Origin of the sequence: Helicobacter pylori Shi112 (genome assembly GCF_000277405.1) — a bacterium.
GTDB lineage: Bacteria > Campylobacterota > Campylobacteria > Campylobacterales > Helicobacteraceae > Helicobacter > Helicobacter pylori_C.
The window spans coordinates 679,114-700,034 of the sequence record NC_017741.1 but is presented as its reverse complement, the minus strand read 5'-3'; the positions used below and the strand labels follow the sequence as shown (position 1 = coordinate 700,034).

Here is a 20,921-nt window from a genome sequence, read left to right as displayed (position 1 = left end):
GGTTATGTCAAAATACACACAAGAACAAATTAAAAATTTGGTAGAGGGGAACTTGGATTGGAACACTGTCTTAAAAATGCTTAGCATGCCTAAAGATCATGAAAGATTCCAAATGTATTTGAAGGTGTTGCAAGATAAGGTAGATTTTGATGACAAAATCGTCCTACCCTTGGGGCCGCATTTGTTTGTGGTGCAAGACCCGCAAAAAAAGTGGGCGATCAAGTGTTCATGCGGTCATGCGTTTTGCGCTCCAGAGGAGAACTGGAAATTGCATGCAAACATCTATGTGCGCGATACGGCAGAAAAAATGGAAGAGGTGTATCCTAAACTCTTAGCCAGCGATACTAACTGGCAAGTGTATCGGGAGTATATTTGCCCGGATTGCGGCATCCTTTTAGATGTTGAAGCCCCAACTCCTTGGTATCCTGTGATCCATGATTTTGAGCCTGATATAGAGGCGTTTTATAAAGATTGGCTAGGCATACAGCCCCCAGAAAGACGCTAAGAGCGCTCAATCCTTTATATGACAAGCTTGGGTTAATTTAACTCAAGCAGATTTTCTTCACTCCTAACAAATTTAGTTGCAAATTAAAAAATTTAAGCTTTTTTCTTTTTTTTTGATTTAATACTCGGTATAATTTTAATCCACCTAAAAGGAAAAGCTATGAAAGTAACACAAGGCATTACTAACGATTTTTTTGCCCTAACAAACACGATATTTTCTATTCTAAAAATAAGAAAATGTATTTTATGAGTTCTATCATTATGCTTTCAATAAAGGGTTTTTTTGACTAAAAAATTCATGTCTTGGATGGTGGTTATCGGGGCTTTAATTTGCGTGCTTTTAGGGGTGTTTATCTTCTTTACTAGCATGTCGGTTAAAAAATCTTTAACCGCTTATCTTAACGCTTATTTAGATCAACGCCCTAAGATTAAGGGCGTGGGGATTGTAGGTGCTCCTTTTGAATGCGAGGGGTTTTTTAAAATTGCATGCGTTTCTAAAGAGATCAGTTTTTTAGATTCTCAAAACTCCCCTATTATGGATTTTAAAAATTTGAGTATTAAGCTCAATTCTTTAGATAAGAGCTCTCTTGTCCTTTCTGTCCATTCTCAAATCAAATCCCCTATTTTAGAACAATCCATTCAGCAAAAAATCCATCAAATCCCCCTAAAAGACTTGAATGCCTTATTGGAAAAAATTAAACCCACGCGCTTGAATTGCTTTTTAAAATTCAACGCTTTAGATGAAAAAACCTTAAACGACCATTTAAAATGCGATTTGACTAATGCAGAAAATATCCTTGCTTACACTTTTTTTCAAGAGGGCTTAATGGAGGCGCAAGAAAATCTCTCCCTTAAAAATATTTTTAAAACCTTGAGTTCTAAAGACGCTAAAGCCATAGAAGAGTTGCAAGACAAACTGCGTTTTTTAGTGCCAAAGTTGGGTGTTTCTATCCAAGCGCGCCATCTTAAAAACCTTTTAGACGCCTTTTATCACCAAAATAAAGAGAGTTTGGGCTTTTTTTCCCCTTATTTTAGCTTGCGTTCTCAAACCCCTAGCGTCTCTTATGAAAGCGCGTTAGCTTCTTTAGAAAAATATTTTATGGCCTTGTTCCAATCCCACTTTAAAGACGATGCAAAGCTCCAACAAAATTTTAAAGGATTGTTGCAAGCCTTTGTTTCTATGGCTAAAGACAAACGATCCCAAATCGCTCTTAACGCCCAAGCTAAAGACAACGCCAAGCTGACTTTTAACGCCTTGTTAGAAAGTCTTAGCGTGAATTTCTTTCAATCTTACAAAATAAGCCATGAGTGATTTCAAAGTCCCCCCCAAAGCTAAAGGGTTTAAACGCCTTTTTAAAGCCCTTTTTTATTCTAAAGACGGGCTTAAATGCGCATGGGTTGAAGAGAGCGCGTTCAGGCAAATTGCCATCTTGGCTCTTTTTTGTATCGTTCTAGCGAGCTATCTGATTAAAGATTTTTTAGAATGGGGGCTATTGATCTTGCCTTGTTTTTTGTCGGTGGTCATTGAATTGATCAACAGCTCTATTGAAAAGGCTGTGGATTTTACCAGCAAAGAGTTCCACCCTTTAGCTAAAAAGGCTAAAGACATGGCCAGTTCAGCCCAACTGATAGGGCTTATTTTTTGGGCTTTCATTTGGGGGCGTTATCTTTTAACGCTTTATTTGGAGTAATGAAATTTTAGGGAGACACATGCAAGATAATTTAATCAATGAAACAAAAAATATTGTAGAAGTGGGGATTGATTCTTCTATTGAAGAAAGCTATTTAGCTTATTCAATGAGCGTGATCATAGGGCGCGCTTTACCGGACGCTAGAGATGGCTTAAAGCCCGTGCATAGGCGTATTTTGTATGCGATGCATGAATTAGGCCTCACTTCCAAAGTCGCTTATAAAAAAAGCGCTAGGATCGTGGGTGATGTGATTGGTAAATACCACCCCCATGGCGATAACGCGGTTTATGATGCGCTAGTAAGAATGGCGCAAGATTTTTCTATGCGTTTGGAATTAGTGGATGGGCAAGGCAACTTTGGCTCTATTGATGGCGATAACGCTGCGGCGATGCGTTACACTGAAGCCAGAATGACCAAGGCGAGTGAAGAAATTTTAAGGGATATTGATAAAGACACCATTGATTTTGTGCCTAATTACGATGACACCTTAAAAGAGCCCGATATTTTACCAAGCCGTCTGCCTAACCTTTTAGTCAATGGGGCTAATGGGATCGCTGTAGGGATGGCGACTTCTATCCCCCCTCACAGGATTGATGAAATCATAGACGCTTTAGTGCATGTCTTAGAAAACCCTAACGCTGGATTAGATGAAATTTTAGAATTTGTCAAAGGGCCTGACTTTCCCACTGGCGGGATCATTTATGGCAAGGCGGGTATTATTGAAGCCTATAAAACGGGGCGAGGGCGCGTGAAAGTGCGCGCCAAAGTGCATGTGGAAAAGACGAAAAATAAAGAAATCATCGTTTTAGATGAAATGCCTTTTCAAACCAATAAAGCCAAATTAGTGGAACAAATCAGCGATTTAGCGCGAGAAAAACAAATTGAAGGCATTAGCGAAGTGCGCGATGAGAGCGATAGAGAGGGCATTAGAGTGGTGATTGAATTAAAAAGAGATGCGATGAGTGAAATTGTCTTAAACCACCTCTACAAACTCACCACCATGGAGACCACTTTTAGCATCATTTTACTCGCTATTTACAATAAAGAGCCTAAGATTTTCACGCTTTTAGAGTTGTTGCGCCTTTTTTTAAACCACAGAAAAACCATTATTATAAGACGCACTATTTTTGAATTAGAGAAGGCTAAAGCTAGAGCGCATATTTTAGAGGGCTATTTGATCGCATTAGACAATATTGATGAAATCGTGCGACTCATTAAAACAAGCCAAAGCCCAGAAGCGGCTAAAGACGCCTTAATGGAGCGTTTTACTTTGAGCGAAATCCAGAGCAAAGCCATTTTAGAAATGCGTTTGCAGCGCTTAACAGGCCTTGAAAGAGATAAAATCAAAGAAGAATACCAAAACTTGTTAGAGCTTATTAGTGATCTCAATGGCATTTTAAAGAGCGAAGATCGCTTGAATAAAGTCGTCAAAACAGAGCTTTTAGAAGTCAAAGAGCAATTTTCCTCTCAAAGGCGCACTGAGATTCAAGAAGTTTATGAAAATATTGACATAGAAGATTTGATCGCTAATGAGCCTATGGTGGTGAGCATGAGCTATAAAGGCTATGTGAAAAGAGTGGATTTGAAAGCTTATGAAAGGCAAAATCGTGGCGGTAAGGGCAAGCTTTCAGGCAACACTTATGAAGACGATTTCATTGAAAACTTTTTTGTGGCTAACACGCATGATATTTTGCTCTTTATCACCAACAAGGGGCAGTTGTATCGTTTGAAAGTCTATAAGATCCCAGAAGCGAGCCGGATCGCTATGGGTAAAGCCATCGTGAATTTAATCTCGCTCGCTCCTGATGAAAAGATCATGGCGACTCTAAGCACCAAAGACTTTAGCGATGAACGCTCTTTAGCTTTCTTCACCAAAAAAGGTGTGGTGAAGCGCACCAACTTGAGCGAATTTGACAGCAACTATAACGGTATGAGAGCGATTGTTTTAGATGAGGGCGATGAATTGGTGAGCGCAAAAATTGTGGATAAAAACGCTAAACATTTGCTCATCGCATCGTATTTGGGCCTTTTCATTAAATTCCCTTTAGAAGATGTGCGCGAGATCGGAAGAAGCACTCGTGGGGTTAGAGGGATTAGATTGAATGAAAATGATTTTGTTGTCGGTGCGGTCGTTATTAACGATGACAGCAACAAGCTTTTGAGCGTGAGTGAAAACGGGCTTGGCAAGCAAACTTTAGCCGAAGCGTATAGAGAGCAATCTCGTGGAGGTAAGGGGATCATTGGCATGAAGCTCACTCAAAAAACCGGCAATCTAGTGAGCGTTATCAGCGTGGATGATGAAAACCTGGATTTGATGATCCTTACCGCAAGCGCGAAAATGATCAGAGTTTCTATTAAAGACATTAAAGAAACCATCGGAAGAAATACCAGTGGGGTAAAACTCATAGACACTGCCGATAAAGTCGTGTATGCCAATTCTTGCCCCAAAGAAGAAGAGCCAGAAAATTTAGAAAACCCTCCCACACAATTGTTTGAGTGATGCGTTTCTTTTCATTCTTTTATTTTTTATTGTATTTTTTAGGGGTTTCTTTGTATGCTCTAAACCCCCTAGAAAATCAAGAATTTTTAATTTCGTATCGCTTGAAAATCGTTGATTCCAGAGTGATAGGCGAAGAGTATTCTGTTTCTAAACCTATCGTTAGCCGCATCAAAACAGCCCCCTATGTTTTAGACTATCATTGCTCCATTATTATTCGCAACTCACCCGATTTGAAAGAATCCTTGCTCCCAGTAAAGTTAGAACGCTTTCTTTTAGAAATAGCGTTAAAAAAAGAAAAAGAGCGAGTCATAGACTGCATTTTAAAAAGCCAAGTCGCTATCACGCATTATGATCACAGCTATAAAAACGGCACCACCACCACAAGCATTCTCAACCTCAAAGCCTTAAGCGTTAGAGCGAGTTTGGTGGGAGATGCACTATTTTTAGATATTTTTAGAAAGGAAGAAGAATGAAAATCGCCATTGTAGAAGACGATATTAACATGCGTAAAAGCCTGGAGCTTTTTTTTGAGCTTCAAGACGATTTAGAGATTGTGAGTTTTAAAAACCCTAAAGACGCTTTAGCCAAATTAGATGAAAGCTTTGATTTAGTCATCACGGATATTAACATGCCCCATATGGACGGCTTGGAATTTTTACGCCTTTTAGAAGGCAAGTATGAATCCATTGTGATTACCGGTAATGCGACCTTGAATAAAGCCATTGATTCCATTCGTTTAGGCGTGAAAGACTTTTTCCAAAAGCCTTTTAAACCAGAATTGCTTTTAGAGTCCATCTATCGCACCAAAAAAGTTTTAGAATTTCAAAAAAAACACCCTTTAGAAAAACCTTTAAAAAAACCACACAAACACAGCTTTTTAGCCGCTTCAAAAGCGTTAGAAGAGAGCAAACGCCAAGCCTTAAAAGTCGCAAGCACGGACGCTAATGTCATGCTATTAGGTGAAAGCGGGGTGGGTAAGGAGGTTTTTGCTCATTTCATCCACCAGCATTCGCAACGCTCCAAACACCCTTTTATAGCAATCAACATGTCCGCTATCCCAGAGCATTTATTAGAAAGCGAGCTTTTTGGGTATCAAAAAGGGGCGTTCACGGACGCCACAGCTCCTAAAATGGGGCTTTTTGAAAGCGCTCATAAAGGCACGATCTTTTTAGATGAAATCGCTGAAATGCCCATTCAATTGCAAAGCAAACTTTTAAGAGTGGTTCAAGAAAAAGAAATCACGCGCCTTGGGGATAATAAGAGCGTTAAAATTGATGTTCGTTTCATTTCCGCTACCAACGCTAACATGAAAGAAAAAATCGCTGCGAAAGAATTTAGAGAGGATCTGTTCTTCCGCCTGCAAATTGTGCCTATAGTTATTGCACCTTTAAGAGAGAGGGTAGAAGAGATTTTACCCATTGCTGAAATCAAGCTTAAAGAAGTGTGCGATGCGTATCATTTGGGGCCAAAATCCTTTTCAAAAAACGCCGCAAAACGCCTTTTAGAATATTCTTGGCATGGGAATGTACGAGAGCTTTTAGGCGTCGTGGAGAGAGCGGCGATTTTAAGCGAAGGAGCAGAAATCCAAGAAAAAGATTTGTTTTTGGAAAGGTAGTATCATTTCATGGAGTTATTAAAAAGCATTTATTAGAAACGCTTAATTTGGGATTTTTGCTTAAAGGGATTTAAAGATGAGGGTTCAATTAATGGGGAGTTTTTATGTTAGCGAATGATTTTATGGTTAAGAAATTAAAAAACAAGGAGTTGCATGGTTTGTTGTGTAACAAATTGAGTAAAAGAGTGGATAGATTTGGCTATAGAGCGATTGGTGTTGGAGTGGATAAAGAGACTAGCGAAGTTATTGTTCAATTGAATAGGGAAACGATTGTTAGATTGAATAGCAAAACCGCTTTAGCAAATGGTGATAATTTCATGGAAGGTATTTTTGATGAATTTAATGGATTAAAGGCTAATAAAGAACCACAGAAACCTAACTCGCTCTATTATGGGCATGGTAGCTCCTATAAAATCATTGATGTTCTTAATGATAAGGATGGTGATTTTATTAATTGCAAATTGTTTATCGTTAAGGAATTAGAGGTTGATGAGTGTTTAGGGTTTTATGTGCCCCCTATGATTGATAATAACAACACCACTCTTGCTGATTTGCTTGAAAATGGCGAGCCTGCAATATATTATGAAGCTAATTCTGCAAATATCAGGCGTTTTTTTGGATAGAGGGCCTTACAACATTGAGTGGTTGATGAGAAAGTATTTGGAGGTTGGGTTTAGGAGTTGCAAGGTAGAGCGGATACGAGAAACAAAATTCGTGATCAAATTCCGCTATAAAAAGTGGGGATCTATGATTGATAGAGAAGTTAAAATGCAATTCCCCAAATATCTTAAAGACTCAAAGAGGGAAGCCGTTAAAATAACAAGCAGGGTGTTTTATGAGTTGTCAAAAGGGCCCCTGTTTGGCAACCTCCTCGGCAAAGATCCCATTCAGGCGATTCTAATGCGGAAGGGAAACAATAACAATAATAAATAAAATCTTGTAAAATCAAGCTTTTTACTATTAATTATAAAAAATGCTTTTTAGTATTTTTTATAATTTCGGTAGTTCATTCTCTTTCACAAACAAACCCCATGCGTAAGCTATTTCAATTCCAAAGCTAAAAATTTTCCCGTATAACTTTGGGTTTTTTCGCAATTTTGCGCCACTTCTAAAGGCGTGCCGCTCGCAATGACTTTCCCGCCCTTATCCCCCCCATCAGGCCCCATGTCTATAATGTAGTCAGCGTTTTTGATGATGTCTAAATTATGCTCAATCACTATCATGGAATTGCCTAACGCCACTAAAGAATGCAAGACTTGTAAAAGGTGATTCACATCTTCAAAATGCAAACCGGTGGTAGGCTCATCTAAAATATAAAGGGTTTTGCCTGTGTCTTTTTTGCTCAATTCTTTAGCTAATTTGATCCTTTGAGCCTCCCCCCCGCTTAAAGTCGTAGCGTTTTGCCCTAAAGTGATATAGCCTAATCCCACATCTATAAGGGTTTTTAACTTCACAGCGATTTTAGGGAATTTAGCAAAAAATTCATAGGCTTCTTCTACGCTCATGTTCAACACATCGGCAATGGATTTGCCTTTCACCTTGATTTCTAAAGTTTGGGGGTTGTATTTAGTGCCCTTACAGCTATCGCATTGGACCAACACATCAGGCAAAAAGTGCATTTCTATTTTAATATCCCCATCGCCTTGGCATTTCTCGCACCGCCCCCCTTTAACATTAAAGCTAAAACGGCTCGCGCTATAGCCTAAAATTTTAGCTTCTTTTTGCTCGGCAAATAAAATCCTGATTTCATCCATCACTCCTGTATAAGTGGCAGGGTTGCTTCGTGGGGTTTTGCCTATGGGGGCTTGGTCTAAATAAATCACTTTATCCAAATGCTCCAACCCTACAATCTCCACCCCATTCAAGCTTTGAATTTTTTTAGCATGGTTTAAAAGGGTTTGAGCGGTGGGTAAAAGGGTTTGTAAAATCAGCGAGCTTTTACCGCTCCCGCTCACCCCAGTAATGCACACCAATTGTTTTAAAGGGATTTGAACGCTCAAATTCTTAATGTTATTGATATTGACATTTTTAATTTCTAAAAAATGCTTTTCTTTAGGGAGTTCCAATTTAGGGCGCTCAATCTTTTTAGTGCCGTTGAGATACAAGGCGGTAGAATGGTTGTTTTGCAATAAATCTTTTACGCTCCCGCTAAAAACCACTTCACCCCCATGCCTTCCAGCCTTTGGCCCAATATCCACAACAAAATCCGCATGCTTAATCGTCTCTTTGTCATGCTCTACGACAATGAGCGTGTTCCCCTTTTTTTGCAAATTCCTAAGGGTGTTGATGAGTTTGAGCGTGTCTTTTTCATGCAAGCCAATGCTAGGCTCGTCTAAAACATACAAAACCCCCGTCAGACCGCTCCCGATTTGACTAGCGATTCGTATCCTTTGGCTCTCCCCTCCGCTAATCGTTCGCGCATCCCGCCCTAAAGTCAAATACCCTAGCCCCACATCGTATAAAAAAAACACCCTTTCTAAAATCTCTTTTAAAATGGGTTCAGCGATCTTTTTTTCTTGCTCGTTAAGATAGCTAAAATGCGTGGGATCATTAAAAAAGTGATAGACCTCTTCAATGGGCTTAGTTAAAAAATCCGCCATTTTCAAGCCAGCGACTTGGACGCTCAAACTTGAGGCTTTCAAACGATGCCCCTCGCACGAAGAACAGGTTTTTTCGCTCATGTAATCGCTCAAATCCTTTTGCTCTTTAAACATGTCATAAGCGATTTGGATAATGCCTTTCCAAGGGCGTTTTAAAGGGCTATTTTTAAAATGAAAGCTGATTTCAGTGCCATTCCCATATAAAAGAGCGTCCTGTTGCTCTTTATTCAATTCATTAAAACAAAGCGCGGTGTCAATGCCATTGTATTCGCAAAAGCCTTCAAACATTTGAGCGTAATAACTGCGGTTATACCCAAAAATCACTTTAATCGCTCCTTGATTTAAAGGCGTGTTAGGGTCTAAAATCTTACTAATGTCTAAGCTGAATTTTGTCCCCAAACCCAAACAGCTCTCGCACGCCCCTTTAGGCGAATTGAATGAAAAACTCAAAGGCTCTAATTCTTCAAAACTCATCTTGCATTTAAAGCATGCCTTATGCTCGCTGTAATGCTTCCTGATACTTGGCGCATTGTCTTGCAAGATTTCCACTTCTAATTCCCCATAGCTTTCTTTAAGGGCTTTTTCTATTGCGCTAGCGATCCGTGAAGAATTTTCGCTATTGATAACCACCCTATCCACCACCGCTTCAATGGTGTGTTTTTTGGTTTTGTGCAAATGGATTTCTTCATCTAAACGCACCATCACCCCATCAACAAAAGCCCTCACATACCCCTTTAAACGCAAGCTCTCTAATTTATCGTTAAACGAACCTTTTTTATCTTTAATAATGGGGGCTAGAATAATGATTTTAGAATTTTCTTCTAAATGGCAGATTTGAGAAATAATATCGCTCGCGCTCATAGAACTAATGGGCTCTAAACATGTGGGGCAAAATTGCTCCCCAATCCTTGCAAACAACAACCTTAAATAATCATAAATCTCAGTGATCGTCCCCACAGTGGATCTAGGGTTTTTAGAAGTGGTTTTTTGATCAATAGCAATCGCAGGGGTTAGGCCTTCAATTTTATCCACATCAGGCTTACCCACTTTGTCTAAAAATTGCCTCGCATAGCTGGACAAACTCTCTAAATAACGCCTTTGGCCTTCAGCGTATAAAGTGTCAAACGCCAGAGTGGATTTGCCCGAACCGCTTAATCCGGTAAAAACAACAAACTGGTTTTTAGGGATTTCTAAAAAAATATTTTTGAGATTATTTTCCCTAGCCCCTTGAATAATGATCTTATCCATAATGGTTTTATGTTGCAAGAGTTTCCTTAAAATTCCTTAAAATTAAGAAAGTGGATTAAAAGGAGCTATTATACTTCAAAAAAGAATGGTTTTATTATCATTTCTTATTCATAAGAGTTAAAAATATTTGCTTGATTAAGGATAAACATGCTATTATTTTATGAGACAATTTTAAAGATAGGAATGTAAAGGAATGGAATTTATGAAAAAGTTTGTAGCTTTAGGGCTTCTATCCGCAGTTTTAAGCTCTTCGTTGTTAGCCGAAGGTGATGGTGTTTATATAGGGACTAATTATCAGCTTGGACAAGCCCGTTTGAATAGTAATATTTATAATACAGGGGATTGCACGGGGAGTGTTGTAGGTTGCCCCCCAGGTCTTACCGCTAATAAGCATAATCCAGGAGGCACCAATATCAATTGGCACTCCAAATACGCTAATGGGGCTTTGAATGGTTTTGGGTTGAATGTGGGTTATAAGAAGTTCTTCCAGTTCAAGTCTTTTGACATGACAAGCAAGTGGTTTGGTTTTAGAGTGTATGGGCTTTTTGATTACGGGCATGCCGATTTAGGCAAGCAAGTTTATGCACCTAATAAAATCCAGTTGGATATGGTTTCTTGGGGTGTGGGGAGCGATTTGTTAGCTGATATTATTGATAAAGACAACGCTTCTTTTGGTATTTTTGGTGGGGTCGCTATCGGCGGTAACACTTGGAAAAGCTCAGCAGCAAACTATTGGAAAGAGCAAATCATTGAAGCTAAAGGTCCTGATGTTTGCACCCCTACTTATTGTAACCCTAACGCTCCTTATAGCACCAACACTTCAACCGTCGCTTTTCAGGTATGGTTGAATTTTGGGGTGAGAGCCAATATCTACAAGCATAATGGCGTGGAGTTTGGCGTGAGAGTGCCGCTACTCATCAACAAGTTTTTGAGTGCGGGTCCTAACGCTACTAATCTTTATTACCATTTGAAACGGGATTATTCGCTTTATTTAGGGTATAACTACACTTTTTAAACCCTTTAAAAGGGTATCTTTAAGCCCTTTTAGTCTTTATAAAAAGGATTTTAATTTGGGTTTTTGCATCTTAAAAAGCTAAGGTTGAAAGCTGAGGTTGGTTATAAAGAAACTTTTGAGCGTAACCAACAAAACCAATACCATTGAGTAGGCATTTGGAAAATTCATCTAGGGGTTTTAAGGGGGTTGTTTGCAAAAAATAGAGAGTTTGCACCAAAGCGTTTTGTTGCAAGAAGTTTTGCAAGCGTTCACGCCTTTAGAAGAAGGGGTTTTGATAGATTGCACTTTAGGGTTAGGAGGGCATTCTAAAGCCCTTCTATCCCAAAAACCGCACCTGAAACTCATTGGCATTGATAAGGATAAGTTCGCTCAAGAAATCGCTAAAGAACGATTGAAAGCCTTTGAAGGGCGTTATAATCTCTTAAGTGGGGGGTTTGCCAAACGCTTTAAAGAAGCCCTAGAAACGCATAACAAGGAGATTAAAGGGGTTTTAGTGGATTTAGGGGTGAGCTCTTTACAGCTTGATGATGATAACAGAGGGTTTAATTTCCACTCGCACGCTCTGGATATGCGCATGGATTTAGAGGGCGATTTGAACGCTCAAAAAGTCATCAACTCTTATCCTGTAGTGGCGTTAGAAAAAATCTTTAAAGACTATGGCGAAATCAAAGAATACAAAAAAATCGCCCACAAAATTGCAGAAAGGCGCGCTAAAAAACCCTTTAAAGACGCTAAGGATTTGAGCGATTTTTTAAGCTCCCTTTCTAAAAATAAAAAAATCCATCCAGCGACTTTGGTGTTTCAAGCCGTTCGCATAGAAGTTAATAGCGAATTAGAAGAATTAAAAGAGTTTTTACAATGCGCTAGAAACCTTAAGGGAGCGATTTTGTGCGTGATTTCTTTCCATTCTTTAGAAGATGCGTTAGTGAAAAACGCTTTTAAAGATTACGCTAAAAATTGCATTTGCGATCCTTCAAGTTTCAAATGCGCTTGCTCTAACAATCACGCTTTAGGCGAAATTTTAACCAAAAAGCCCATCACTCCAAGCCCAGAAGAAATTAAAAACAACAGGCGTTCACGAAGCGCTAAAATGAGAGTGTTTCAATTCAGGCCACAGGCATAAAAACATGAATACAGAAAATATTCTAAACCAAGATCACTTGATGCGTATTAAAGAAAGTGAAAAAAACGCCTTATTTGATGCGATAACGCCCAAACAAGAGCATGGGATTTCTTTAATGGCTTTAATAGGGGTATTGGTTTTTGGGGGCGCGTTTTTAGCTCTGTTAGCGCCTAAAATCTATTTAAGCAATAATATCTATTACATTAGCCGTAAAATCAACACCCTAGAAAATCAAAAACGCTTGCTTTTAGAAGAGCAACAAATCCTAAAAAACGAATTAGAAAAAGAGCGCTTTAAATACTATATAGAGAATAGTGAAAATATTGGCGATATTGCGTTTTAAGTGAAAAACCCCCTATCCTTAAGAGAGCCTAATTGATAATAAATCATTTTGAATTATTTTAATATAAAAGACTTATTTTAAAATTTTGTTTCAATACGAAATTTTAATCCCTTGTAAAAACTTTAAATTTCAAAAAACAAACAAACAATCCCCTTAAATGGTATAATAAAAACACTTTAAGCCAACAAAGGATAACCATGAGAAAACGATTCACTCCACTTTTGTTATTCAGGAAATAATATAGATGAAAAAAACGATTCTAGCGTTGTTTTTATCAGCGTGTATAGGGTTATCGTCTGTTTGTGCGAGTAACGCTTTGATTTTACAAACCGATTTTAGCCTAAAAGATGGGGCCGTTTCGGCGATGAAAGGCGTCGCTTTCAGCGTTGATTCTAATCTTAAAATCTTTGATTTAACGCACGAAATCCCCCCGTATAACATCTGGGAGGGCGCTTACCGCTTGTATCAGAGCGCTAGTTATTGGCCGCAAGGTTCGGTATTTGTGAGCGTAGTTGATCCGGGCGTAGGCACTAAGCGTAAATCGGTGGTATTGAAAACTAAAAATGGCCAGTATTTCGTCTCACCGGATAACGGCACGCTGACTTTGGTGGCGCAAACTTTGGGGATTGATAGCGTGCGTGAAATTGATGAAAAAGCCAACCGCTTGAAAGGTTCTGAAAAATCCTATACTTTCCATGGTCGTGATGTGTATGCTTACACTGGGGCGCGCTTGGCTTCTGGGGCGATCACATTCGAGCAGATCGGGCCAGAGCTTCCCGCAAAGGTTGTTGAAATCCCTTATCAAAAAGCGAAAGCAACAAAAGGGGAGGTGAAGGGTAATATCCCAATTCTTGATATCCAATACGGCAATGTTTGGAGCAATATCAGCGATAGATTGCTCAATCAAGCAGGGATCAAACGCAACGATATATTGTGTGTAACTATCTCTAAAGGTTCCAAGAAAAAATACGAAGGGAAAATGCCGTATGTTGCGAGCTTTGGCGATGTTTTAGAAGGCCAGCCGTTGGTCTATCTAAACAGCTTGTTGAATGTTTCTGTAGCGCTGAATATGGATAATTTCGCGCAAAAATATCAAATTAAATCCGGTGCTGACTGGAATATTGATATAAAGAAGTGCGCTAAGTAAAGCGCTTTTTAGAAAAATTAAGGGGGTTATTAAAGGTTTAACTATCAAACTTTGATTAACACAGCCTAATTAATGCCAAATTTAGATGTGGCTACTGGATTGAACTACCGCTATAAGCATTCTAAATATTCTGTAGGGATTAGCATTCCTTTAATCCAAAGAAAAGCTAGCGTCGTTTCTAGCAATGGCGATTATACGAACTCTTTTGTTTTCAATGAAGGGGCTTTTAAGGTGTTTTTAATTATGGGTGGGTGTTTTGAGCGTGAAAAGAATTGATAGAAATAATATTTTTTTAAATAAAAGCCTTATTTTTGTCTTTTTTTCGTATAATAAGATTTAGTTAGTATTGGTAGTGGTGCGTTAAGGTTTTTCACTTGCGTGATCAAATCAATAGTTCCTAATAAGATCATAGCTTTAATATTCAAAATAGTATAAAAAGGAAAGTTATGTATGCGGCTCATCCTATTAAACTCCTAAAAGCCCCTAAACTCAAAACTAAATTTTTGAGGCGTGTGTTTGTGGGTGCGTCTATTAGGCGTTGGAATGACCAAGCATGCCCTTTGGAATTTGTGGAATTAGACAAGCAAGCCCATAAAGCGATGATTGCGTATTTGCTCGCTAAAGATTTAAAAGACAGGGGCAAAGACTTGGATTTAGATCTTTTAATCAAGTATTTTTGCTTTGAATTTTTGGAGCGCTTGGTTTTAACCGATATTAAACCCCCTATTTTTTACGCCCTCCAACAAACGCACAGCCAAGAATTAGCCTCCTATGTCGCGCAAAGTTTGCAAGATGAAATCAGCGCGTATTTTTCTTTAGAGGAATTAAAAGAGTATTTAAGCCACAGGCCCCAAGTTTTAGAAACTCAAATTTTAGAGAGCGCGCATTTTTATGCGTCTAAGTGGGAATTTGATATTATTTATCATTTTAACCCCAACATGTATGGCGTGAAAGAAATTAAAGATAAGATTGATAAGCAACTCCACAATAACGAGCATTTGTTTGAAGGGCTTTTTGGGGAAAAAGAAGATCTGAAAAAATTGGTGAGCATGTTTGGGCAGTTGCGTTTCCAAAAGCGCTGGAGCCAGACCCCAAGAGTGCCGCAAACCAGTGTCTTAGGGCATACCTTATGCGTGGCGATCATGGGGTATTTGTTGAGCTTTGATTTAAAAGCTTGTAAAAGCATGCGGATCAATCATTTTTTGGGCGGGCTTTTCCATGATTTACCCGAGATTTTAACCCGAGATATTATCACGCCCATCAAACAAAGCGTTGCAGGGCTTGATAACTGCATTAAAGAAATTGAAAAAAAGGAAATGCAAAACAAAGTCTATTCCTTTGTCTCTTTGGGCGTTCAAGAAGATTTGAAATATTTCACCGAAAACGAGTTTAAAAACCGCTACAAAGACAAGTCCCATCAAATCATTTTCACTAAAGACGCTGAAGAATTATTCACGCTTTATAACAGCGATGAATATCTTGGGGTTTGTGGGGAGCTTTTGAAGGTGTGCGATCATTTGAGCGCGTTTTTAGAAGCTCAAATCTCTCTTTCTCATGGCATTTCCAGTAACGATTTGATTAAAGGGGCTCAAAACCTTTTAGAATTGCGATCCCAAACAGAACTGCTTGATTTGGATTTAGGGAAATTGTTTAGGGATTTTAAGTGATTTATAGCTCTATTTAATAGCGTATTGGTTATAAAATCTAAAAAATGCTCAAAAGCATGTTGAAGACAACCAACTAAAGAGCATTAAAAGGCATGTTTTAATTTTTGTTTTTAAAGTTATTTAAAGTTATATGTATAGTTAAGATAAACGCTCACCACTCTTTTATAATCCAATTTATCCCCATAATTATCGCTATAGTAATTGACTTTAAAAGCTGGCACTTTAACCCCTAATTCAACACTAGAACCCCCAAGATATATTTCATCGCCATAGCGATCAATATCGTATTCATCACTATTATAACGAATGCCAAATTTTCCTTGTAACTGAAAAATCGTGTGGCTCTTGACTTGATTGAAAGGGGTGAGATTGTTACTTGCAAACCAAGTGCTAGCCCCTATATCCATGCCAATCACAAGCCCTGAAGATTTTCTAAATACATGCCTTGATGCTTTTTTTAATGTATTAGCGTCTAGCGTTCTGCCGGTCATATCCTTGTAAAATATAGAGAGCCCTTTTACCCTTCGTTCAACATATTCTTGGGACGCTCGCTTATCGTTAGTCCAATTAATGAGCAAATCCGTATTGAAACCATAGGGTAAAAGAACGATTAAACCGCTACCAGGAACAGAACCAACGCCACCAAGTTGGTAACCGAAAAAAAGAGAGTGCCTAAACCCTATAATCCTTTTTTTACCCAAAAAATATTTATACCCAAAGCTGAGTTCATTAAAAAGACCGCCCGATCCACCATTTCCTGCGAATCGGTTAGCGATTTTTTTTGAATCTTTCACTTCATTTAAAGCGTTTTGCGCATCTCTTATGGCTTTTGTGTTTTGTTCGGGGAATAATGAATTTTTTGCGTTATTGATCGCTTGATTTAAGGCGTTTTCTGCTGAAGCTTTTTCGCCGATGCTACCTTGTCCTTGAATATAGCTTCCTTCTGCAAAATTTAAACCCAAATAAAATCCATTCCTTTCAGCGTGGAGCCAAAACGAGAGAGAGAGAGAGAGAGAGAGTAAGAGAGCTTTTTTCATGGTTTTTCCTTGAGTTTAGAATTTTGTTATTAGTAAGTATTTTATTATAAAAATAAGATTTTAGTTGTTGGGTTTTAATGAAAAACAAAATTAAAATGAAATAGCCACAAAACCACCGCTTAATGAATATTAAATTAAAAACATGTTAATCTCTAGTTATTTTTAAATTTAGGAAACCCCATGCATCAAAACGATAAAACTTTTTTACCCAACCAATCCGCTCACCTCTCTAAAACCATTCTTTTTATATGTTAGGAGATAGCTTAAACGGATTTTTTCTGATCCATTTGAGTAGAACTTGACTGGTTATTTTCAAGCGCGCATCAAATAGAGCTTTTTCCTTTCGCTTGAAGAAGCGATGTTGAGCAGTTGGCGGTATTTGGTGATCGTTCTTCTTACCATTTTCAAATGGAATTTTTCTTCAATGAGTTCTAAAATCTTAGCGTCGCTCAAAGGCTCTTTTTTGTCTTCGTTTTTGATCAATTCTAAAAGGTAGTCTTTGATCACAGCGTTTGAAGTCTCGCTATTGTCTAAGGCGGTGCTAAAGAAATGTTTAATAGGGAAAACCCCCCTTTGGCATGCCAAATATTTATTAGAAATAGCCCTTGAAATCGTGCTTACAGAGTGGTTAAACTCATTGGCTAAATCCAATAATTTTAAAGGGCGCAATTCCTTACCCTTAAAAAAATCGTATTGATACTCTAAAAGCATGAGGCCGATTTTATAAATCGTGGCTTTTCTCAAATTCAACGCATCAATCAAATCTTTAGCCTCTTTTAATTTTTCTTTTAAATAAGCGCTATCTTTAAAGCGATTCTCTTCTAAACTGATCGTCGGGTAGCTCTCATCATTCAAACGCACGATGATTTCATTATCCACTTCTAGAATAAAAAGCTCCGGAATGACTTCTATTTCTTTTTCTAAAAACTCAATGGCTGGGGGGTTTTTAAAGGATTTTAAAATCTTTAAAGCCTTTTCATAATAAAAATCTTTAGAAAATTCGTGGTGTTTTTCTAAATTTAAAATGATTTTTCGCGCTTCTTCATAAAGCTCATTATCGTCTAATTCCCTACCCTCTAACTGGAATAAAAAGCTCTCTTTCACATCTTTAGCGCCAATGCCAGCGGGATTAAGGCAACTAAAACGCTGGCGCACTTTTTCATAAACTTCGCTCTCTACCCCTAAAATTCTAGCCCTTTCTTCAATGTTTTCTTCAAAATACCCTTCACTATCTAGCCCGTTGATAATATCCATAGCGATTTTTTGAGAGGTTTCAGTAGGAAAGAGGGGGGGAATGATTTGAGCTTCTAAGGTTTCAAAAAGGCTTTTAGAGGCGATTGCGAAATTTTCTAAATGATCGCTGCTACTTTTAGCGCTAAAACGATCGCTAAAATTTTTGATGCGTTTGTTTTCAATTTTGATTAAGGGGTTATCTAGGGCGTTTTGCTTCAACACTTCTTCTAAGTCTTCAAGCTCGCTTTGTAAAATGGGGAGCCACCCTTTTAAGGTAGCGTTTAATTTGTTTTTAGGGCTAAGGTTTGCGCGTAAAACCGCCATGTCTATACCTTAAAATTTTCCCCTAAATAATACTTACGCACCAGAGCGTTTTCATAAATTTCATTAGCGTTCCCGCTCGCTAAAAGCGTGCCGCTTTTAATCACATACGCCCTGTGGCACACGCTCAAAGTCTCTCGCACATTGTGATCAGTGATCAACACGCCGATGTTTAATCCAATCAAACTCTCAATGATTTTTTGAATGTCAATCACTGCAATCGGATCCACGCCCGCAAAAGGCTCATCTAATAGCACGAATTTAGGGTTTTTCATTAAAGCCCTAGCGATTTCTACGCGCCTTCTTTCTCCCCCACTCAAGCTCATGCCCTTGCGCTCTCTTATGGCTTGGATATTGAAAGCGTCTAGCAAGCTTTCCATTTTTTCTTCGCTCTCTTTAGAGTTTTTAAAAGTGCTCTCCCCTGCTAGGGCTAGATTATCTTCCACGCTCAATTCTTTAAAAATGCTAGATTCTTGGGGCAAGTAGCCTATGCCTAAGTTAGAGCGCTTGTGTAAGGGGTATTTAGCTAAATCCACATCGTTTAAATAAACGCTCCCCCCACTAGGCTCTAAAAGCCCGCATATCATATAAAAGGTGGTGGTTTTACCCGCCCCATTAGGCCCTAAAAGCCCCACCACTTCGCCGCTTTTCACTTCTAAAGAAACATCTGAAACGATTTTGGTTTTTTTAATCTGTTTGTTTAAATGCTCTGCTTTTAAAATATCCATTCAAGCGACCCTTTAAGCGATCTTTATTGTATAAAAACGGCTGGTTAATTCGGTTTTAATTTCCACAACCTTAATAGCTAAATCGTATTTTTTTAAAATTTTTTCTAATTTTTCATCGCCCCATTCCACAAAATGGATCCCCTTTTCCAACAAGCACTCTAACATGCCAAGCTCCAAGCAAGCCTCCAAATCGCGCATGTAAAAATCATAATGGAACACGCTCTCGCTATAAGCATGCATCAGGCTAAAGGTGGGCGAAGTCGCTTGAATGTCTAAACCCAAGTGTTTCAAGCACGCTTGAACCAAAGTCGTTTTACCGCTCCCCACAACGCCTTTTAAAAGCACCACCCCCTTAAAATCATCTTTTAAAATTGCAGCAGCCACTTTGTCTAACTCGTCTAAATGCGCTCTCATAACAATTCCACGCTTTTGATTTCAAACTCGCTCCTAATCTCTTCAATGAGATCGGAATGGTTAGCCATGAATTCTTGCAAGGCTGTAGGGGTTTCTTTTGGTTGGGTTTCTTGAACTTCTTTAGTGTCGTTTTCTTTAATCTCTTTTTCTTTAGTTTCTTTTTCTTTCATTTCAGCCGTCGTTTCGGTGGTTGGTTTGGGCTTTAAATAAGGGAATTTAAACCCTTTAACCACTTCTAAAGCGCTTTTATTTTCTGAATAATTTTTTAAAGCGATTTTGATAGTTTCGCCCTTGCCAAAAACCCCATCAACGATGCTTTTCACGATTTTAAAACGCTCTCTTAAAAGCTCTTTATCTTTATGGGTAGCTAAAGACTCCCAAGTCAAGGTTTTAGTCTGGCTGTCAAAATCAATGAAACGGATATTTTTTTCAAACACCGCCCCTAATTCGTAATTGCGCTCATAAACCAATGTTTGAACTTGTTTGAAAAGGTTGTGAAAAATGCGATCTTTGGCTGAAAGCATGGGAGTTTGTGGGGTTTCTGTGTTTTCTCTTTTTTCTGGCTTTTCTATTTTCTCTGCGTTTTTGGGTTCTTGTTTAAAGGCGTTAGCGTTTTGGTTTAAGGGTTTTAAAACGCTTTCTTTACTTTGCTCTAATTCCAAAATCGCATCGTCTAGGGCTTTGAGTTTCAAAGCTTCTTTGAATTTCATTTTCAATAACAACAGCACAAAACTGGCATTAGCTCCTTCTTTTAAAAGGCTCAAACCGCTCATGATGATTTTAAAAAAGCGCTCTATCAAAAGGATGGAATAAGCATCAGGGCTTAATAATTTCGCTTTCAAAAAAAGCATCATTTCTTCTAAAACGCTCTCGGTTTCATAATTTTCTAAAATGGCATAACGCTCTTGCAATCGCGCTTCATCTTGGTTGATTAGGCTTTGAAAAAAATCTTCTAAAACGCTTCGATCAATCGCTCCTAACATTTCAGCCACTTTGCTTTCTGTGATAGCGTTATCGCAATAATTGATGGCTTGCTCTAAAAGAGTGATCGTATCCCTCAAGCTCCCTTGCCCGCTGTGAGCCAGTTTTTCTAACGCGCTTGTTTCATAGCTCACTTGTTCTTTTTCTAAAATGGTTTTTAAATGAGAAATAACGGAATTTTCAGGGATTTTTTTAAACCGGAAATGCTGGGTGCGGCTGAGTATGGTAGCGGGCAATTTCAAGGCGTCCGTTGTCGCTAAAAGGAATTTCACATGGCTAGGAGGCTCTTCTAAAGTCTTTAAAAGCGCGTTAAACGCTTCGGTGGTGAACATATGCACTTCATCAATGATAAAGATTTTATAACGCCCAAAGCTTGGTTTGTAGCGCGTTTGCTCTATGAGATTACGGACATCATCAATCCCCCTATTAGACGCTCCGTCCATTTCTATAATATCTATATGGTGGTTGTTTAAAGCGCTCTGGCATTGGGTGCAAGTATCGCAAGGCACGGCTTTTGGCCCTTTTTCACACATTAAAGCCCTAGCGAAAATCCTAGAAGAGCTGGTTTTGCCTGAACCTCTTAACCCGCTGAATAAATAAGCGTTAGCCAAACGCTGGTTGTCTAGGGCTAAAGAAAGCGTTTTAGCCATGCTCTCTTGACCGACTAGCTCGCTAAAATGTTTGGGGCGGTATTTTAACGCTAAAACTTGCATATTGATTGTAATCCTTAAAACTCATTTAGGAGTATTGTAAT

General features: G+C 38.6%; 17 protein-coding genes and 3 pseudogenes. 14 read left to right on the top strand and 6 right to left on the bottom strand.

The window, feature by feature from the left end; genetic code table 11:
- Positions 1-4 precede the first annotated feature (4 nt).
- The 8 genes and pseudogenes from HPSH112_RS03455 to HPSH112_RS08930 all read left to right on the top strand — a co-directional run bounded on the left by HPSH112_RS03455 (position 5) and on the right by HPSH112_RS08930 (position 7,243).
- Positions 5-505 carry an acetone carboxylase subunit gamma gene (locus HPSH112_RS03455; RefSeq protein WP_012443347.1) on the top strand — a complete coding sequence of 167 codons (501 nt, stop codon included), beginning with the start codon at positions 5-7 and terminating at the stop codon, positions 503-505.
- Between the two features lie 159 nt (positions 506-664).
- A pseudogene (locus HPSH112_RS08990) lies at positions 665-780 on the top strand (DUF262 domain-containing protein); the annotation flags it as partial.
- A 7-nt stretch (positions 781-787) separates the two neighbouring features.
- Entirely contained in the window at positions 788-1,816 is a 1,029-nt protein-coding gene (locus HPSH112_RS03445; protein ID WP_000162092.1) for a hypothetical protein, read from the top strand.
- Positions 1,809-2,195: a diacylglycerol kinase gene (locus tag HPSH112_RS03440; RefSeq protein ID WP_001279244.1), complete on the top strand. Its 387-nt coding sequence runs from the start codon at positions 1,809-1,811 to the stop codon at positions 2,193-2,195. The genes HPSH112_RS03445 and HPSH112_RS03440 overlap by 8 nt, the downstream gene beginning before the upstream one ends.
- Positions 2,196-2,214: 19 nt before the next feature.
- Positions 2,215-4,695 (top strand): DNA topoisomerase (ATP-hydrolyzing) subunit A, encoded by a 2,481-nt coding sequence (gene gyrA / locus HPSH112_RS03435; RefSeq protein WP_001153690.1) that lies wholly within the window; start codon positions 2,215-2,217, stop codon positions 4,693-4,695.
- Positions 4,695-5,168 carry a hypothetical protein gene (locus HPSH112_RS03430; protein ID WP_014662234.1) on the top strand — a complete coding sequence of 158 codons (474 nt, stop codon included), beginning with the start codon at positions 4,695-4,697 and terminating at the stop codon, positions 5,166-5,168. The genes gyrA and HPSH112_RS03430 overlap by 1 nt, the downstream gene beginning before the upstream one ends.
- Positions 5,165-6,310 carry a transcriptional activator FlgR gene (flgR, locus tag HPSH112_RS03425; protein ID WP_000684498.1) on the top strand — a complete coding sequence of 382 codons (1,146 nt, stop codon included), beginning with the start codon at positions 5,165-5,167 and terminating at the stop codon, positions 6,308-6,310. The genes HPSH112_RS03430 and flgR overlap by 4 nt, the downstream gene beginning before the upstream one ends.
- Before the next feature lie 104 nt (positions 6,311-6,414).
- A pseudogene (locus tag HPSH112_RS08930) lies at positions 6,415-7,243 on the top strand (hypothetical protein).
- A 107-nt stretch (positions 7,244-7,350) separates the two neighbouring features.
- Here the strand turns inward: HPSH112_RS08930 and uvrA are convergent.
- Positions 7,351-10,176, bottom strand: coding sequence for an excinuclease ABC subunit UvrA (gene uvrA / locus HPSH112_RS03410; protein ID WP_001163951.1), 2,826 nt, complete (start codon positions 10,174-10,176; stop codon positions 7,351-7,353).
- 175 nt (positions 10,177-10,351) lie between these two features.
- Here uvrA and hopE point away from each other — a divergent pair, with 175 nt between their 5' ends.
- The 6 genes and pseudogenes from hopE (at position 10,352) to HPSH112_RS03380 (ending at position 15,453) form a co-directional block, all read left to right on the top strand.
- Positions 10,352-11,173, top strand: a complete 822-nt coding sequence (hopE, locus tag HPSH112_RS03405) for a Hop family outer membrane protein HopE (protein ID WP_000395381.1) — start codon at positions 10,352-10,354, stop codon at positions 11,171-11,173.
- A gap of 190 nt (positions 11,174-11,363) precedes the next feature.
- Positions 11,364-12,296 (top strand): 16S rRNA (cytosine(1402)-N(4))-methyltransferase RsmH, encoded by a 933-nt coding sequence (gene rsmH / locus HPSH112_RS03400; protein WP_001169162.1) that lies wholly within the window; start codon positions 11,364-11,366, stop codon positions 12,294-12,296.
- Between the two features lie 4 nt (positions 12,297-12,300).
- Positions 12,301-12,639, top strand: a complete 339-nt coding sequence (locus tag HPSH112_RS03395; RefSeq protein ID WP_001091049.1) for a hypothetical protein — start codon at positions 12,301-12,303, stop codon at positions 12,637-12,639.
- 244 nt (positions 12,640-12,883) lie between these two features.
- Positions 12,884-13,786, top strand: a complete 903-nt coding sequence (locus HPSH112_RS03390; protein ID WP_000750991.1) for an SAM hydrolase/SAM-dependent halogenase family protein — start codon at positions 12,884-12,886, stop codon at positions 13,784-13,786.
- 78 nt (positions 13,787-13,864) lie between these two features.
- Positions 13,865-14,046: pseudogene (locus tag HPSH112_RS03385) on the top strand (hypothetical protein); the annotation flags it as partial.
- Between the two features lie 186 nt (positions 14,047-14,232).
- Positions 14,233-15,453: an HD domain-containing protein gene (locus tag HPSH112_RS03380; protein WP_000270532.1), complete on the top strand. Its 1,221-nt coding sequence runs from the start codon at positions 14,233-14,235 to the stop codon at positions 15,451-15,453.
- A 116-nt stretch (positions 15,454-15,569) separates the two neighbouring features.
- On the opposite strand, the gene oipA is transcribed toward HPSH112_RS03380, so the two are convergent.
- From oipA to HPSH112_RS03355, 5 genes are all read right to left on the bottom strand, one after another.
- Positions 15,570-16,490, bottom strand: a complete 921-nt coding sequence (gene oipA / locus HPSH112_RS03375) for an outer inflammatory protein OipA (protein WP_000709691.1) — start codon at positions 16,488-16,490, stop codon at positions 15,570-15,572.
- A gap of 312 nt (positions 16,491-16,802) precedes the next feature.
- Positions 16,803-18,047 carry an RNA polymerase factor sigma-54 gene (locus tag HPSH112_RS03370; RefSeq protein WP_000279770.1) on the bottom strand — a complete coding sequence of 415 codons (1,245 nt, stop codon included), beginning with the start codon at positions 18,045-18,047 and terminating at the stop codon, positions 16,803-16,805.
- A 2-nt stretch (positions 18,048-18,049) separates the two neighbouring features.
- Positions 18,050-18,772, bottom strand: a complete 723-nt coding sequence (gene lptB, locus HPSH112_RS03365) for an LPS export ABC transporter ATP-binding protein (RefSeq protein ID WP_000353224.1) — start codon at positions 18,770-18,772, stop codon at positions 18,050-18,052.
- 12 nt (positions 18,773-18,784) lie between these two features.
- Entirely contained in the window at positions 18,785-19,186 is a 402-nt protein-coding gene (gene tsaE / locus HPSH112_RS03360; protein WP_001201266.1) for a tRNA (adenosine(37)-N6)-threonylcarbamoyltransferase complex ATPase subunit type 1 TsaE, read from the bottom strand.
- Positions 19,183-20,880, bottom strand: a complete 1,698-nt coding sequence (locus HPSH112_RS03355; protein WP_001197455.1) for a DNA polymerase III subunit gamma/tau — start codon at positions 20,878-20,880, stop codon at positions 19,183-19,185. Before HPSH112_RS03355 ends, tsaE begins: the two co-directional genes overlap by 4 nt.
- Positions 20,881-20,921: the final 41 nt, after the last annotated feature.